The organism is Streptomyces sp. TAA204 (genome assembly GCF_000424965.1).
In genome coordinates, this window is sequence record NZ_AUKW01000002.1 from 23,458 (window position 1) to 38,589 (window position 15,132).

A 15,132-nucleotide genomic window follows, 5' to 3' on the forward strand; every position below is an offset into this window, starting at 1 on the left:
GTCACATTCAGGGTCGCACATGCGGATACGCGGGCCTGAAGGGCAGCTGCTTGACGAGGTCCTCCCGGGCGGTGAGCACAGGCGCGAGATCGGCCCGCCTGCTCACGCCCAGCTTCCGGTACACGCTCGTCAGATGCGTCTCGACGGTGCGTACGGTCACGAAGAGCGCTTCGGCGATGGCCCTGTTGCTCGTCCCGGAGGCCGCGAGATCGGCGACCTTGCGCTCCATGCCGGTGAGCATGTCCAGCGGAGAGACGCTCATCTTCCGCATCCGGCCGCCCGCTTGGATCAGCAGAGTCCGGGCGAGCTCACCGAGCTTGAGGGTGCCGCAGCGTTGCGCGAGGTCGGCCGCGGTACGCAGATGATCGCGCGCGGAACGCCGGTCGCCCTCGGCCAGCAGCGCGCGTCCCACGAGGAATTCGGCGCGGGCGTGCTCCCCTCGTGCGGGTGAGCCGGCGAACAGCTCGACCGACTTCTCCAGCAGCTCGACACCTTCCCTGCCCGGTGTCGTCAGACCCAGGCCGAGGGCCGCGAGCGCCTTCGAACGGGGCGTCGCCCAGCGCTGCGCCATCTCACCGCCGTGCTCGGCGAGCCGGCGTGCCTCCTGCGTCCCGCCCAGATCCATCAGCATGCCGGCCGCGTCCAGCCACCACGGGAGGAAGACGGGGTTGGCGACGCCGGCCTGCTCGAGCGACGCGCCGCACTCGTACAGCATCTCGATTCCCCCGTCCACGTCACCGAGGGACCACCGGGTGCGGGCCCTCACCTGGGTGTACCAGGGGTACTCCATGACGATTCCGTCCAGGTTCGGGCGCTTGATCGCGTCGAGTACGGCCTCGGCCCGCTGCGGCTCACCGAGGTCCGTGAGCACCATGGCGAGGGCGATCTGCGGCATCGCCGAGGTGTGCTCCCACCGTTCGTCTCCGACGATGTCCACGGAGGTCTGCGCGTCCGCCAGTGCCTCGGGCAGGGCTCCGATGCCGTGGAGCACGAAGGCGCGGCCGGCCAGCACGAGCGCGCAGGTCCATGCCGCGGCGTTCTGCCGGCTCGCCCGCAGCAGCTCGTCGAAGGTCCCCAGCGCCTCCTCGACCTCGTCGGCCAGGCTGAGGGTGAAGGACGCCGCGAACAGCGAGGCGTCCTCGGTGAGAGGGTCGGCGGAGCGCCTTGCCCGGTGCGCCTTGTCGATGCACTCCGCCGATGTGCCGCTGCCCAACGCCCCCAGAAGTGCCTGCATCGACAGCATCTGCCGCTGGGCCGGTGTGTCGCCCGGCGGGACGGGCATCGCAGCGGACCGTTCTCGCACCGGGCCGATGGTCAGCTTCCCGTCCGCCCCGACCATCAGCAGCGCGGCCTGCACGCCGGTGCGCAGCTCCAGGTCGGCCGGGCCGGGCCCCGGCCCCAACTCGGCGTCGAGTTCGTCCAGTACCTCCTCCAGTATCCGCACCGCCTCGGTCGACTGCTGAGCGGCAACGCACACTCGCGCGAGCTGCAGCGCGACCCCCGCCCGGCGGCGGGCGTCCATGGGCGCCTCCAACGCGCCCCTGAGCAACCGGAACGCCTCACCGGGCTCGGTCTCCGAGACGCATTCGGCCAGTTGCAGGCACAGCTCCAGGCTGCCGGGGTCGGCTTCCCGCGCTCTGCGGAGGTAACGGGCGGCGGCTTCGGGCGCGGCGCGCCTCTCTGCCTGTGCCGCGGCGTCGCGCAGTACCGCGGTCATCCATGGGGCGGTCAGTTCGGGCAGCAGGAGCAGCTGGTTGGCGACCTCCTCCGAGGGCAGCCCCTCGTCGCTGAGCAACTGGGCGGCGCTGGTGCGCAGTCGGGCCAGCTCCTCGACGTCCACCTCCTCCAGCACGGCCGATCGCACCAGTTCGTGTACGAGGTCCACGCGGTCCGCGGCGACGATCTCGGCCTGGCGGAGCACGTGTGTCCCCTCCTCGACAAGCGCGAGGGACAGACCGGCCAGCGCGCCCACCCGCTGGGCGGGGGCCTGACCCAGCACGGCGATCGCACGTGCCAGCGTGCTGATCCACTCCGGCTGAGCGGAGAGTATGGCCCGCACGGAGTCGGACACGACGTGCCAGCCGACCTCGGTGACGCGCTGCACGCCCTCTTCGTCCGGGCGCACACCGGCGCTCTTCAGCTCCATCAGCAGCCTGTTGAGCAGCATCGGGTTGCCGCCCGGCAGAGCGGCGACGCTCTCGGCGAAGGCGGGTGCGACCGGCCCGCTGTACGCGTGGCCGACCAGCTCCACGATGTCCCGCCGGTCCAGCGGCGAGAGGTGCAGGGTGGCCGACGAACTCCGCGCGGCGATGTCGGCCAGCGCGGAGGAGGCCACCGGAACGACCTCGGTGCGCTGCGCGAACACGACGAGCAGGGGCAGTGCCTCCGACCGCCGCAGCAGGAAGTCGATCCAGGCCAGGGACCGTTCGTCGCACCAGTGGACGTCATCGAGCGCGAGCACCAGGGGGCGCTCCGCCATCAGATTCACCGCGAGCCAGTACAGGCCGTGCATGACCGGGTACGCCGCGGAGGACTCGTGGGCGACGGGGCCGTCGGCGAGTGCGGGCAGCGCCCGGCGGGCGCCCCCGCGCAGCCACGGCGACGCGGCCCATTCCTGCGCGGAGAGGCCGAGCGAACCGAACAGGGCCCGTACGCCTCCGTATCCGGTCCCCGCGTCGATCTCGCTGCACACGCCGTGCAGCACGGTCATCCCCCGGCACGCGTCGCCCGCGGTGAAGGAGTGCAGCAGACTCGTCTTGCCGATACCGGGCGGACCCAGCAGCGTGACCAGCCCGGCACGTCCGCGCCGAGCTGCCTCCGCGCTGCTGTTCAGCACCGCCTTCTCTGCGGTCCGGCCCACCAGGTAGCTGGAGGAACCGGTAGGAGGCACCCGATCCGGCACCATGCCACTCCTCGCAGCCTTGTCACTTCGCAGGCGCGACGGGGATGTCGGCGCCCGCCACAACTTGCGCGTGCAACGACTTGGTGATCGTTTACGCTAGCGGACCCGCCCCCGTCCGGCCAAGACGTGTCTCACACAACGGTGTGCAGGTGTTCCTTCAGCAGCGCTATCACGTCGGCCGCTCTGGCACCGAGGTAGAAGTGCCCGCCGGGGAAGACCTCGAGGTCGAAATCGCCCTTGGTGTGGTGGCGCCAGTCCTCGGCTTCGTCCAGAGACGTCTTCGGGTCGCTGTCGCCGGTGAGTGCGGTGATCGGAGCCTGAAGGGCGGCTCCCGGTGCGCAGCGGTAGGTCTCGATGGCCGTGTAGTCGCTGCGCAGGGCCGGGAGGATCATCCGGAGGATCTCCTCGTCACCGAGCAGGGAACTGTCCGTACCGGCGAGCCGCTTCAGCTCGGTCACGACGCCGTCGTCCCCCATGAGGTGCACCTTCTCGTCACGATACCGGGAGGGGGCGCGACGTCCCGAAGCGAACAGCCGCGAGAGCTCTCCGCCCTCCTCCTCGAACCGGAGCGCGACTTCGAACGCGAGCGTCGCACCCATGCTGTGCCCGAAGAAGGCCGTCCGACGGGAGCGGAGCTGGTCGCGCAACGCTCCGTAGACCTCGTCCGCCATGGTGCCGAGGTCGCTCGGGCTGGTCTCCCCCCGGCGGTCCTGACGTCCCGGGTACTGGACGGAGAGCACCTCGGCCACGGACGACAACTGCGCGGACACCGGGTGGAAGAACGACGCCGAGCCGCCGGCGTGCGGAAAGCACACGAGCTGCCGTGGAGAGTCCGGGGCGGGGTGGTAGCGCCGGACCCACAGTCCCTCGTCCTCGGACACCGTCATCGCGTTGCACCTCTTTCGCGGCAAGGCGGGCGGACCGGTTCCCCACCCGACCTGACTCGACCACTCGTGTCACCTTCACTTTCGCAGAGAGAGGAGTGGAAGATTCCCTAGTCCCTGCCGCCCGGGCCGCCCAGGCACACCGCACGCCGGGCCCGGCCGCCGGCTGATACCGGACGATTCCGGCACACAGGAAGCTTCACGGCACCGAGTGGCCGCCGATCACCGACCGTCCGGCAAAGTCGAGTGATTTCCCCTCCGTCCGCGGGGTGTACTTGCCACGCGGTGTGTTCCTCACCCGCGCAGGCGACTCCGAGCAGGCAGGGGGAGAACGTTTCCATGGTGGGCAAGTTGTTCGCGATCAGCGACCTGCACGTCGCCTACGAGGAGAACCGGACGATCACCGAGGAACTGCGGCCGGAGACCGGCGAGGACTGGCTCGTCGTGGCGGGAGACGTGGCCGAACGCTACGAGGACATCGCGTGGGCGCTTCGGAAACTGTCCGAACGCTTCGCCAAAGTCATCTGGACTCCGGGCAACCACGAACTGTGGACGCACCCCCAGGACTCGTGCGACCTGAGAGGCGAGAAGCGCTACCTGCATCTGGTCGAACTCTGCCGCAGCCTGGGGATCGCGACACCCGAGGATCCATATCCGGTGTGGCGGGGCGAGGGAGGGCCGGTGACCGTGGTCCCGCTCTTCGTGCTCTACGACTACTCCTTCCGCGTCCCCGGCGCCTCGACCAAGGAGGAGTCGCTGCGCAGGGCCCATGAGGCGGGCGTGGTGTGCAGCGACGAGTTCCTCCTCCATCCGGACCCCTACCCGGGGCGGGACGACTGGTGCAGGGCACGCGTCCGGGAGACGGAGGAGCGGCTCGGCGCCCTCGCACCGTCCGAACGCACCGTGCTGGTGAACCACTACCCCCTCGTGCGCGCTCCCACGAGAGTGCTGCGGTACCCCGACTTCGCCCAGTGGTGCGGGACGGAGCTGACGGCGGACTGGCACAAGCGGTTCAACGCCGTCACAGCTGTCTACGGCCACCTGCACATCCCCAGGGTCACCTGGTACGACGGCGTGCGCTTCGAGGAGGTCTCCGTCGGCTATCCCCGTGAGTGGCGCAGCCGTCCGCCTCGCGGACGGCTGCGCCAGATCCTTCCCGCACCCTCCACCGCCGCCCGGCCGGCACCCGGGAGCGGGCGGTGATCGGCGGACTGCTCCCCGGCCGGGTGTGCGCGGAGGAATCCTTCGGGGACGTGGGCGGGGACGCGGCCGGCGATCTCTTCGCCGAGGAGGCGGCCGCGGTGGCCCAGGCGGTTCCCAAGCGGCAGCGGGAGTTCGCGCAGGTGAGGGTGTGCGCGCGGAGCGCGCTCCGGCGGCTGGGCATCGAGCCCGTACCGCTGGTGCCCGGCCGCCGCGGGGCGCCGCGGTGGCCGCGTGGCGTCGTCGGCAGTATGACCCACTGCGCCGGATACCGGGCGGCGGCCGTCGCCCGCTCGGCCGACGCGGCCGGCATCGGCATCGACGCCGAACCGAACGGGCCTCTGCCGGACGGAGTCCTCGACGCCGTCTCCCTGCCCGCTGAACGGGAGGTGCTGCGCTCCCTGTCCGCGGCGCATCCCGAAGTGAGCTGGGACCGTGTGCTGTTCAGCGCCAAGGAGAGCGTCTTCAAGACCTGGTACCCCCTGACCTCCCGTGAACTCGACTTCTGCGAGGCCGAGATCACGATCGACGCGGACACCGGCACGTTCCGCGCGCGGCTGCTGGTCGAGGGGCCGGTGCTGGGCGGCACCCGGTTGCGCTCCCTCACCGGGCGGTGGGCAACGCACGCGGGAGTGCTCGCCACCGCCGTCCATCTCGCCCCCGGGCACTGACCGGCTCGTCCGGCGCGACGCCTGTTCACGGCACTTGCCGCAGGGCTCACTCAGGTTCAGCCCAGGGCCCTGCGCTCCTGCTCCTCCCCCTGCCTCTTTCTCCGGGGGCTGCCCGTCCCCGCGGGCGCCGGAGGTACTAAGCTGGGCGAGGCGTACTGCACGTCGACGCAGCCGACTGACGGTGCAGATCATCGGTGCACAGGAGGCTGCGTCCACCACCGAATGAGAACGCACATCGTGGGAGCCTCGTCAGCAGGCGGCCCCTGTGCCCCGGACTTGTGAAAGCTCAGGGCTACGACGCTCAACCAGGAAGCCCGGCAAGAGACGGACAACAGTGGCCAGTGAGCGCATGACGGCAGTCCTGGCACAGGTCACTTCGGACGGCGACCTGTCCGCGGCGCTCGCCGACCAGGCAGCAACCGCGGCGGGTGTCAGTGGTCTCGGCGCGGTAGTGACCTCCACGGCGGGAACCGCCGAGAGCGTCTGGTCCAGTGGCGCGACCGACGCCGCTTTGGCAGCGCTCCAGCTGACGCTGGGAGAGGGCCCCTCCGTCGACGCCGCACGCCACGGCGTGATGGTGCTCGAACCGGATCTGACGGAGATGCCGATACCCCGCTGGTCGGCGTTCGCCGGTGCGGCCGGCGAGCTGGGGGTGCGCGCGGTCTTCGCGTTCCCGCTGCGGATCGGCGCCATCGATCTCGGTGTACTGGAGCTGCACCGTGGTACGCCGGGTTCGATGAGAACAAGCCAGATCGGTGACGTACTGGTTCTCGCCGACACGCTGACCTCACGTCTGCTGCGGCTGGGCCTCGGCGGCGAGTTCGTCGTCCTGCGCAGCTCAGTACACCAGGCCACCGGGGTGATCGCCGCACAGTTGGGAGTCGGCCTGGACGAGGCACTGCTCCGTTTGCGGGGCCACGCCTTCGGCAGCAACCGTCCCATCGACGAAGTCGCGGCGGATGTCGTGGCAAACCGGCTGGACTTCAACGACTGCCTATGACGAACCTGGCCCACACCGGCCGATCTGACAGAGACGGCCATTCCTACCGCCCGGCGGTAGCGTGCAACTGGAGGAAGACTCACGATGCGTGAACAACAACTGGTCACGGTGTTCGTGGAGTTGGCTGACACTCTTGTCGACGACTTCGACGTCATGGATCTCCTGCACACCCTGGCCCACCGCTGCGTCGAACTGCTCGACGTGCAGGCCGCCGGAATTCTGCTCGGCGACCACCACGGCCGGCTGCGCTCGGCCGCTTCCTCTTCGGAGCATGCCCGGCTGCTGGACCTGTTCGAGTCACAGACCGAGGCCGGGCCCAGCGTGGAGTGCTTCCGCACGGGGCAACCGGTCATCAACGCCGACCTGGACAGCCCGCGCTGGCCGCGCCTCAGGGAGGCGGCACACGAAGCAGGCTTTGCCTCGCTCCACGCGCTCCCGCTGCGTCTTCGGGGCGAGATCATCGGAACCCTGAACTTCTTCCACAGCGAGACCCGCGCGCTGAGCGACGCCGACATGCACGTCGGACAGGCCCTGGCGGACATCTCCACCCTCAGCGTCCTGTCCCAGCGCAGCCTCCGCGAGGGCGAGATCCTCGCAGGCCAGTTGCAGAGCGCCCTGACCAGCAGAGTCACTGTCGAGCAGGCCAAGGGCGTACTGTCCGCGCGGCTGCGGATCCCGATGGACGAGGCGTTCGCGGTCATGCGGGACCACGCACGCGCCCACGACGAGCGGCTGTCCGTCGTCGCACGACGGATCGCCGACGGCGACGAAGCGCTGTTCTCCGCACTGGCGGGCGATTCTCCATGAGCGTCAGCGTGACCCGCCCGGACGGTCACGCTTTCGGTGCCGCCCTCTTCCTCTGCCGGTAGTCGGCGGCCTTGCGCTTGTTGCCGCATTCGGCCATCCCGCACCACCTGCGTGCGCCGGAACGGGAAACGTCCACGAAGAGACGGGTGCAGCCCGAACCCGCGCACTCCTTCATGCGGGAGATCTGGGGAGAACTCAGCAGGTCGATGGTGTCGCGGGCCACGGCACCGAGCACTTCGTCGATGCCGCCGAGGCGCGTGAGGACGCCCTGAGCGTTCATCTGCCCCGAGACCTTCGGCCGGCGGAAGACCTGGTGCCGTACGTCCTCCGGCACGGCGGAGTGCTCCTCGACGGCGGGGAACCGTTCGGCCCACAGGCAGGCGGATACCTCCGGCTCAACTTCGCCACCTCCGCCGATGTGCTGGAGGAGATCCTCGACGGCGTCGTCGGTGCGCTGACCTCGTCTCCGGAGCGCTGAGAGCACCGGGCCACCGGGCCACCCGGCCCGCCGGCCCGCCGGCCGGGCCGCGCGGGAGTCCGCGCGGCCCGTGGTCCGCCCGCCGCGAGCGCGCTTCGGCGCGATAGGACGAACCCTGCCGGGAGGAGGGGCACTCAGCCCCGGTCCGGGCCGCCTGTGCCGTCCATGGGCGTCAGCGTCCCGTTCAGCCTCGGCATCAGCTGCGCCGTGAGCAGTGTCGAGAGCGCCGTGGTGTCTCCGCCGTTGCCGTCGGTGCGGACCACTACGGGCTGTGGGGCACGTCCGGCGAGGATCGCGCCCACCTCCAGACGCCTGCGCGCCAGTTCGTACTTCAGCACCGCCCGGTTGTCACGGTAGGCCTGTGCCAGCCGGCGCTGGGCGCGTGCCTCGTTCTCGGCGGAGATCAGGCCGCTGCGTCCGCGGGTCTCGATCTCGAAGCGGACCTTCTGCGCGTTGGTCTCCTGCTCCTCCAGAAGCTGGGCGACATCCTCACGTGCCTTGTTCAGTGCGGCCTTCACCTCGACGATGCGGGCGTCGCGCACCTTCTTCGCCCGTTCGATGTCCATCTGGAGGCTGTCGATGCGGCGCTTGCGGGTCAGGCCCCATTCCTGATCGTACGCGGTGCGTTCCTTGGCGACGCGTTCCCGTGTGGCCAGGTGCTGCTGGTACTGGGCGGGCAGCTGGACGTCGGGGATGTTGGAGCCGGTGATGCGCACCCCGTAGCGGGAGAGCTGGCGGTTGAGCAGGTCCTGCATGTCCGCGACGTCGGAACCGCGCAGGTCGTACGCCCGTTCCGTCTGCACCAGGCGGGCGCGCTGACGGATGGCGTCCTGCACCGCCTGCGAGAGCACCAGATCGAAGTTGCCCGCGCCGATGGTCCGTACGAACAGGACAGCGTCGCTGATACGGAACTTCAGGAAGAACTCGATGGAGCGCAGCGGCACGTTCTCCCGGGTCGGGCAGGCCATCACCGGTGCCGAGTAGGGGATTTCGGTGGCCGTGTCGACCACGAAGTCCACGCGCGACCAGGGGTGCCAGAGGTAGTGGCGCCCGGGGTCGAGCGTGCGGGTCACGGCGCCGTAGCGGGTGAGGACACCGGCGGTGCCCTGCTCGATCTCGGCGATGGAGGAGCGCCACCACCACAGCGCCCCTGCCATCAGCAGGAAGGCGCCACCGGTGTAACTCGTCGTGGCCAGCACGCCGTAGGCCACGTCCCCGGCGCCGCCGTCGCCGGACTCCTCAAGCGAGAGCATCAGGCCGGTCAGCAGTGCGAACAGCCCGAGCCAGATCAGCAGCAGCCACCACAGCCTGCGGGTGTGCTTGGGGATGATGACGGGGATCAGCTTGTCCGTCTCGCCACCGCGCAGCAGTTGACGGATCTCGCTCCAGGGAGCGACTTCTTCGGAGATGACCGACCTGCGGGTGCGTGTGGCGCTCATTCTGCGGCCTCCTCGGATGCGGCCGTGGCCGGTGCTTCCCCGGTTGCCTTTCCGGGTGTCGTGCCGGGTGTCTCTCCGGGGCCGTCCCCGGCCGGCTCCTCCGTCGGGGAGTCCGTGTCCGTGTCCGCGCCGGCGGCACCGGCAGCCGCCGGTACGGTCGGACGCTCCGCCTCGAGCAGCGCGCTGATCTCTTCCTCGCGTGCGCGGATGCGGTCCGAGACCTCCTCCAGGCGGGTGCGCACGTGGGCCATGTCCTCCTCGGAGAACAGCTCCGTGCCCCGCTCCCCCACCAGTTCCTGTGCCAGCGCGAGGAAATCGACACCCACGCCGTCGCCGTCGGACTCCGAGCCGCCGCCGATGCGCAGCAGACGCGGAAGGTGGTCGGCGACCTCCTCCAGTGTGTCCAGGACCTGCTGCTGGTAGCGGTACTGCAGGATCTCGGGGGCCTCGGCGGCGGTCACCGCGCGGATGTCCAGGGCCTGCGCCTCCAGCAGCGCCGCGTTGGCCTTCGCCTCCGACTCCGCCTGTACATAGCGCTGACGGGCCGTGGCCTCGGCGCGGTTGGTCTCACGTTCCACCGCGGTGTCCATCTGCGCCTGGTACTGGGCGACGTCCGCCATGATCGCCGAGAGTGTCTCCCGGCGGGAGGCCAGTTCCTTCGTCAGGTCGCCCTCGTCCTGCTCCTTGCGCAGGTGGAGTGCGTATTCGTGGGTGTAGGCGTCTTTGGCGACGCGCACCATCTCCGGCGAGGCCAGGTCCATGCGGTAGCCGCGGTCGGACGGTTCGGCGTGGGTGATGTTGGCGTTGGTCAGCTCCACCGCGGGACGGAACTGCTGGTTGAGCTGCTCCAGCAGACGGCCGGTGTCCTCACCGACCATGTCGTAGATCTCCGCGGCCGTCTGGTCGTAGATGAGGCTGCGGATGGTCTCGCTGACGGCGTTGCTCAGCTTCTCCTCGAAGCCTCGTACGGCGCCGAGCGTGTAGACGAACTCGACCGGGTCGCTGATGCGGAACTGGATGAACAGATCGATCGACGCCTTGACGCCGCCCTTGGTGGGGGCTTCGCGCACCGGCGCGTTGAACGGGTACTCGCGGGTGGTGTTGATGATGTACGACGCCCGCTTCCACGGGTTGAGCAGAACCACCCGGCCGGGACCGACGACCTGCTCCAGCTTCCCGAAACGGGTGATCAGCGCCTGACATCCGTCCGGCACCATCACCATGCCCTGACGCCACCACACGAAGGCGACGGCGGCCAGGGAGAGCACCCAGTAGTGGACGCCGAAGAGCGGGTGGGTCAGCAGCGAACTGCCCGCTGCCGCCGCGACGGCGCTGCCGAGAACGCCCAGTACCAGCAGCAGCAGTACCGGCAGCATGCTCATGAACGAACGGCCGCGCGGCAGGGCCATCGGGCAGATCGCGTGGACACTGCGTCCGTCCTCACGGCGCTGCTCGCTGCGGTTGAGCACCTCGCGTGCCTCGTCCATGGGCACGGTCTGCTGCGTCATGACGGTGGCGATGCTGCCGCCCTGCTCGCGGGCGGCCGGGAAGTCGGCGGGATCGAGCCCGTCCTCGCCGCGCGGCTCGCCCGAACCGCCGCGGTCACGCCCGTCCTTGGAACGCTGCTGCGCCGCGGCACCGCCGCGGCTGCGCAACTCGCCCTCGGCCGCTTCCCGCAGCTCGGGGTTCTCCGAGACCGCCCTGGCGGCCCTCTTCACAGTCTGGCTCACGCAATCCCCCTTGTCATGTGCCTGTCGGCCGGTACTGAGCCGGCCGGTACCGGTGCCCGGGGCCGGTCCGTGGGCCGGCTGCGGCCCTCACACGCCGGGCGCGGCCACCGGTGCGAGTGACGGGCACGGACTGCGCGCAGACAAGGACGAAACCGGTGCGCCCCGGACCGTGGACCGTGTCGCACCCGCCTGCCGGCCGGATTCTCCGGTACACCGCCCGCAAACTTACACAAGCGCGGCACCACTCCCACAGGGGGCTGCGCCGTTCGACCGCAGTGGTCCGCGTGCCGCGTCACCCCCGCTCCGTGGCACCTCGCGCCGCGCCGGCTGCCCGCCTCTACGAGCGGCCTTCCGGGATCCGGGCCCAGAAGTGCTCGATGATGTCCTCGAGGTAGCGCCGCCCCTCCTCACCGGAGGCGACACTGCCGCTGGCCCGGCTGAGGGTGGCGGCCAGGAGGGTCTGGTACTCGTGGTGCATGGCGCTCAGCGGTTCCTTCAACTCGCGGCGGTCCATGGCCACGAGCCGGGCGATGGCGCGGACATGGGCCTGCCAGCGCGTGGAGACCGCTTCGGTGAGCAGCCGGGCGAGCTCGTCCTCCAGGCCGGTGATGGCGACGAAGTCGCGCGGGGGAAGGCTGAGGACGCTGCCGAGGTTGGCGGACTGCCGCTTGTCGCCGGTCCAGTGGCCGGTCTCCTCCATGTGGCGGTAGGCGTCGAGGTCGATGCCGATGAGCCGGGCGACGTCCTCGGCGGAGATGCCCCGGGACAGCCGGTGTGCGAGCAAGGTGCGGGGGGCGCCCATGAGTTCGTCGGGAGCGCACCACAGAGCCCCGGCCAGGGCGGTGAGTTCGCCGGGGGTGGGCACGGCGGCACCGCGTTCCCACGCGGCGACGGTGTCGGGGGTGATGTGGTTCATGCCGTACGAGGCACGGATGCCGTAGGCGACGTGACCGGGGGCCATCCCGAGCTTCTCGCGCAGCGTGCGGGCAGCACGCGCGTTGAAGGGGATCGGTGAATGCACGGGCAGAGAGTAAGCAGTTACCTACGGCAACCGCATTCGCCGCTGTCACCTGCATCCCGGTTTGCGGGATAGGTCGGGGCTGATTCTGTAGGAACCGACAGGAGCGAGCGGGGCCGCCTGACGCCGGATGCCGCCACACGATTGTGCAACCCGCCTTGCCGCGTATGATCCGCTCGGCAAGGCGCCGCACGCGTGTTTGCGCACCGCCTCTCACACGCTGCCGGCGGCGCACCACCTTCTTCTTCCCCCCATACCTGTAGGTCCAGGAGACGCAGTCATGCAGACCAGCGCGACGAGCCCGCCCGACACGCCACCCACCAGAAACGGCGACGGTCCCCTCGACCGGTTCTTCCGCATCCGTGAACGCGGCTCGACGGTCAGTCGGGAGATACGCGGTGGGTTCGCCACATTCTTCACCATGGCGTACATCCTCGTACTCAACCCCATCATCCTGGGCAGTGCGGAGGACAAATTCGGCCAGCAGCTGGACGCCACTCAGCTGGCGACCGCCACGGCTCTGGTGGCCGCGGTGATGACCGTGATCATGGGCGTGGGCGGCAATCTGCCGCTCGCTCTGGCCGCCGGTCTCGGCATCAACGCCATCGTCGCCGTCCAGGTCGCGCCCCTCATGGCGTGGGACGACGCGATGGGCCTCATCGTGCTCGAGGGCCTGCTGATCTGCGTGCTGGTCTTGACGGGTCTGCGCGAGGCCGTCATGCACGCCATCCCGCAGCCCCTCAAGCAGGCCATCAGCGTCGGCATCGGTCTGTTCATCGCCCTGATCGGCTTCGTGGACGCCGGGTTCGTCACCCGTATTCCGGACGCGGCTCAGACCACTGTGCCCGTGCAGCTCGGCACCGGCACCCTCACCGGCTGGCCCATGCTCGTCTTCTGCCTCGGCGTGCTCTTGACGGTCGTCCTCCTGGCCCGCAAGGTCAAGGGCGCCATCCTCATCAGCATCGTTGTGATGACCGTCGTCGCGGTCGTCATCAACAAGCTCGCCGACATCAAGTCCTGGGGCCTGACCTCCCCCTCGGTGCCGGACAACCCCGTCGCCGCCCCCGACTTCGGGCTCCTGGGCAAGTTCGACCTGCTCGGGGCGTTCGGTCAGGTCAGCGTCCTGACCGTCGTACTGCTCGTCTTCACCCTCATCCTGTCCGACTTCTTCGACACGATGGGCACCGTCGTCGGCGTCACCGCCGAGGCCGGACTCCTCGACGAGCGCGGCCAGGTTCCCGGTCTGGGCCGCGTCCTGCTCATCGACGGCGCGGCGGCCGTCGCGGGCGGCGCCGCCTCCTCCTCGTCGGCCACCGCCTACATCGAGTCCGCGGCGGGTGTCGGTGAGGGCGCCCGTACCGGCTTCGCCAACCTGATCACCGGCGGCCTGTTCACTCTCGCCCTCTTCTTCACCCCCGTCCTGACGATCGTGCCCATGCAGGCGGCCTCCCCCGCGCTGGTCGTCGTCGGATTCCTGATGATGACCCAGGTCAGGCACATCGACTGGGACCGCTACGAGTTGGCCATCCCCGCGTTCCTGACCATCTCCGTCATGCCGTTCACCTACTCCATCACCAACGGCATCGGCGCCGGCTTCATCTCCTACGTGGTCATCAAGGCGTGCCTGGGCAAGGCCCGCGAGGTCCACTGGCTGCTGTGGAGCACCGCGGCGCTCTTCCTCGTCTACTTCGCCATCGACCCGGTGGAGCAGCTCCTCGGAATGAAGTAGCCGCACGGACACCCACCACCGGGGTGGCTCCGGCAGCCACCCCGGTGCGGGCCCGCGCCCGTCGGCGCGGCGTGCGTCCGGTGCGGCGGCCGGGCGCAGACAGCTTCGACCCGGCCTGAGTGCGATGTCGGAATCCCGCCAGTGTTCCGGCCCGGGTCGCGCTTCTCTCGGTAGGGCATGCGATACGTGCCCGTCCCGGAGGAGACAAGCGTTGCCGGTCTTTGCCCAGTTCATCCTGCTCGCCCTGGCATGGGGCTCCAGCTTCCTGTGCATCAAGATCGGACTGGAGGAGCTGTCTCCGCTGCAAGTGGTGTGGGGCCGCATGGTGTTCGGCGCCGGAGCCCTCTGGCTGACCGTCCTCGTCACACGCCGCCGGCTGCCACGCGACCCGGTGCTCTGGGGTCACCTCAGCATCGTGGCCGTGCTGCTCTGCGTCGTGCCGTTCACGCTCTTCGCATGGGCAGAACAGCGCATCCCCTCCGGTCTCGCCAGCACGTACAACGCCACCACCCCGCTGATGACCGTGGCGTGGTCTGCCGCATTGCTGCCGGCCGAACGCCTCACCCGCCACGGCACCGCTGGACTGCTGCTCGGCTTCGCCGGCGTGCTCGTGATCCTCGACCCACTCGCAGTCGACCTCGGCGGGAACCTCGCGGCACAGCTCGCCTGCCTGACCGCTACGGCCTGCTACGGCATCGCCTTCGTCCACCTGCGGCGTTTCGTCTCGCCGCGCGAGCTGCCCGCACTCTCTGTCGCCGTCATCCAGGTCACCACGGGCGCATTGCTGATGCTGGCCGCAACGCCCTTCCTCACCCCGGCACCGGCGATGGCTCCGGTCGGTCCGGCGCTGTTCGCCACCCTCGCCCTCGGTGTCTTCGGCACGGGTCTTGCCTATGTCTGGAACACCAACGTCGTCGCAGCCTGGGGCGCCGCCGACGCCGCCGCTGTCACCTATCTGACTCCGGTCGTCGGCGTCACTCTCGGCGTGATTCTCCTGGGCGAGCCGGTCGCCTGGACACAGACGGCCGGCGCGGCCCTGGTCATCCTCGGCATCCTCGCCACCCATCGCCGTCTCCCCGGTCAGCGGCGCCCGAAGCCCGACGGCGACGAGCCGCAGCCGCCCGTGAACATCCCCGGTCGCCCGGGGTCGCCGACCGCCTCCGAAACCGGTGGACAAGCGCTGTCCCGCTTCACGGACGAAGCCGCCCCCTGATTGCCGGGCCGCCACGGGTGATGCCGCCGGTGCCGCCGTCCGTCAGGATGCCGCCGTACCG

At 70.0% G+C, this 15,132-nt stretch carries 13 protein-coding genes; 7 read left to right on the forward strand and 6 right to left on the reverse strand.

Annotation, left to right across the window (positions count from 1 at the left end; translation table 11 throughout):
• Positions 1–7 precede the first annotated feature (7 nt).
• Entirely contained in the window at positions 8–2,905 is a 2,898-nt protein-coding gene (locus tag H343_RS28560; RefSeq protein ID WP_078504965.1) for a LuxR family transcriptional regulator, read from the reverse strand.
• 128 nt (positions 2,906–3,033) lie between these two features.
• Positions 3,034–3,789, reverse strand: coding sequence for an alpha/beta fold hydrolase (locus tag H343_RS0103055; protein WP_028429936.1), 756 nt, complete (start codon positions 3,787–3,789; stop codon positions 3,034–3,036).
• 336 nt (positions 3,790–4,125) lie between these two features.
• Here H343_RS0103055 and H343_RS0103060 point away from each other — a divergent pair, with 336 nt between their 5' ends.
• The 4 genes from H343_RS0103060 to H343_RS0103075 all read left to right on the forward strand — a co-directional run bounded on the left by H343_RS0103060 (position 4,126) and on the right by H343_RS0103075 (position 7,464).
• Positions 4,126–4,989, forward strand: coding sequence for a metallophosphoesterase family protein (locus tag H343_RS0103060; RefSeq protein ID WP_028429937.1), 864 nt, complete (start codon positions 4,126–4,128; stop codon positions 4,987–4,989).
• A complete protein-coding gene (locus H343_RS0103065) occupies positions 4,986–5,657 on the forward strand; it encodes a 4'-phosphopantetheinyl transferase superfamily protein (protein WP_028429938.1) in 672 nt (223 codons plus the stop codon). The genes H343_RS0103060 and H343_RS0103065 overlap by 4 nt, the downstream gene beginning before the upstream one ends.
• A gap of 349 nt (positions 5,658–6,006) precedes the next feature.
• A complete protein-coding gene (locus tag H343_RS0103070) occupies positions 6,007–6,657 on the forward strand; it encodes an ANTAR domain-containing protein (RefSeq protein ID WP_051264522.1) in 651 nt (216 codons plus the stop codon).
• Positions 6,658–6,741: 84 nt separating this feature from the next.
• Positions 6,742–7,464: a GAF and ANTAR domain-containing protein gene (locus H343_RS0103075; protein ID WP_028429940.1), complete on the forward strand. Its 723-nt coding sequence runs from the start codon at positions 6,742–6,744 to the stop codon at positions 7,462–7,464.
• 25 nt (positions 7,465–7,489) lie between these two features.
• Here H343_RS0103075 and H343_RS33450 read toward each other — a convergent pair whose 3' ends face one another.
• Positions 7,490–7,798: a CGNR zinc finger domain-containing protein gene (locus tag H343_RS33450; protein WP_051264523.1), complete on the reverse strand. Its 309-nt coding sequence runs from the start codon at positions 7,796–7,798 to the stop codon at positions 7,490–7,492.
• On the opposite strand from H343_RS33450, the gene H343_RS34740 reads away from it, so the two are divergent.
• Entirely contained in the window at positions 7,778–7,942 is a 165-nt protein-coding gene (locus tag H343_RS34740) for a beta C-S lyase family protein (RefSeq protein WP_199778864.1), read from the forward strand. The two genes, H343_RS33450 and H343_RS34740, sit on opposite strands and share 21 nt — an antisense overlap.
• A gap of 134 nt (positions 7,943–8,076) precedes the next feature.
• On the opposite strand, the gene H343_RS0103085 is transcribed toward H343_RS34740, so the two are convergent.
• The 3 genes from H343_RS0103085 to H343_RS0103095 form a co-directional block, all read right to left on the reverse strand.
• Complete coding sequence (locus H343_RS0103085; protein WP_028429941.1) at positions 8,077–9,381, reverse strand: SPFH domain-containing protein; 1,305 nt, start codon at positions 9,379–9,381, stop codon at positions 8,077–8,079.
• Positions 9,378–10,889, reverse strand: a complete 1,512-nt coding sequence (locus H343_RS28570; RefSeq protein ID WP_486586795.1) for an SPFH domain-containing protein — start codon at positions 10,887–10,889, stop codon at positions 9,378–9,380. Before H343_RS28570 ends, H343_RS0103085 begins: the two co-directional genes overlap by 4 nt.
• A 559-nt stretch (positions 10,890–11,448) precedes the next feature.
• Positions 11,449–12,132 carry a helix-turn-helix domain-containing protein gene (locus H343_RS0103095; RefSeq protein ID WP_028429942.1) on the reverse strand — a complete coding sequence of 228 codons (684 nt, stop codon included), beginning with the start codon at positions 12,130–12,132 and terminating at the stop codon, positions 11,449–11,451.
• A 277-nt stretch (positions 12,133–12,409) separates the two neighbouring features.
• Here H343_RS0103095 and H343_RS0103100 point away from each other — a divergent pair, with 277 nt between their 5' ends.
• Both H343_RS0103100 and H343_RS28575 read left to right on the forward strand, forming a co-directional pair.
• Positions 12,410–13,858, forward strand: a complete 1,449-nt coding sequence (locus H343_RS0103100; RefSeq protein WP_028429943.1) for an NCS2 family permease — start codon at positions 12,410–12,412, stop codon at positions 13,856–13,858.
• Between the two features lie 211 nt (positions 13,859–14,069).
• Complete coding sequence (locus H343_RS28575; RefSeq protein ID WP_486586764.1) at positions 14,070–15,071, forward strand: DMT family transporter; 1,002 nt, start codon at positions 14,070–14,072, stop codon at positions 15,069–15,071.
• Positions 15,072–15,132 lie beyond the last annotated feature (61 nt).

Bases quoted from the DNA above. Each gene is read 5' to 3' on its own strand.
- H343_RS28560 (WP_078504965.1), bottom strand. From the start codon at position 2,905: ATGGTGCCGGATCGGGTGCCTCCTACCGGTTCCTCCAGCTACCTGGTG.
- H343_RS0103055 (WP_028429936.1), bottom strand. From the start codon at position 3,789: ATGACGGTGTCCGAGGACGAGGGACTGTGGGTCCGGCGCTACCACCCC.
- H343_RS0103060 (WP_028429937.1), top strand. From the start codon at position 4,126: ATGGTGGGCAAGTTGTTCGCGATCAGCGACCTGCACGTCGCCTACGAG.
- H343_RS0103070 (WP_051264522.1), top strand. From the start codon at position 6,007: ATGACGGCAGTCCTGGCACAGGTCACTTCGGACGGCGACCTGTCCGCG.
- H343_RS0103075 (WP_028429940.1), top strand. From the start codon at position 6,742: ATGCGTGAACAACAACTGGTCACGGTGTTCGTGGAGTTGGCTGACACT.
- H343_RS0103085 (WP_028429941.1), bottom strand. From the start codon at position 9,381: ATGAGCGCCACACGCACCCGCAGGTCGGTCATCTCCGAAGAAGTCGCT.
- H343_RS28570 (WP_486586795.1), bottom strand. From the start codon at position 10,889: ATGACGCAGCAGACCGTGCCCATGGACGAGGCACGCGAGGTGCTCAAC.
- H343_RS0103100 (WP_028429943.1), top strand. From the start codon at position 12,410: ATGCAGACCAGCGCGACGAGCCCGCCCGACACGCCACCCACCAGAAAC.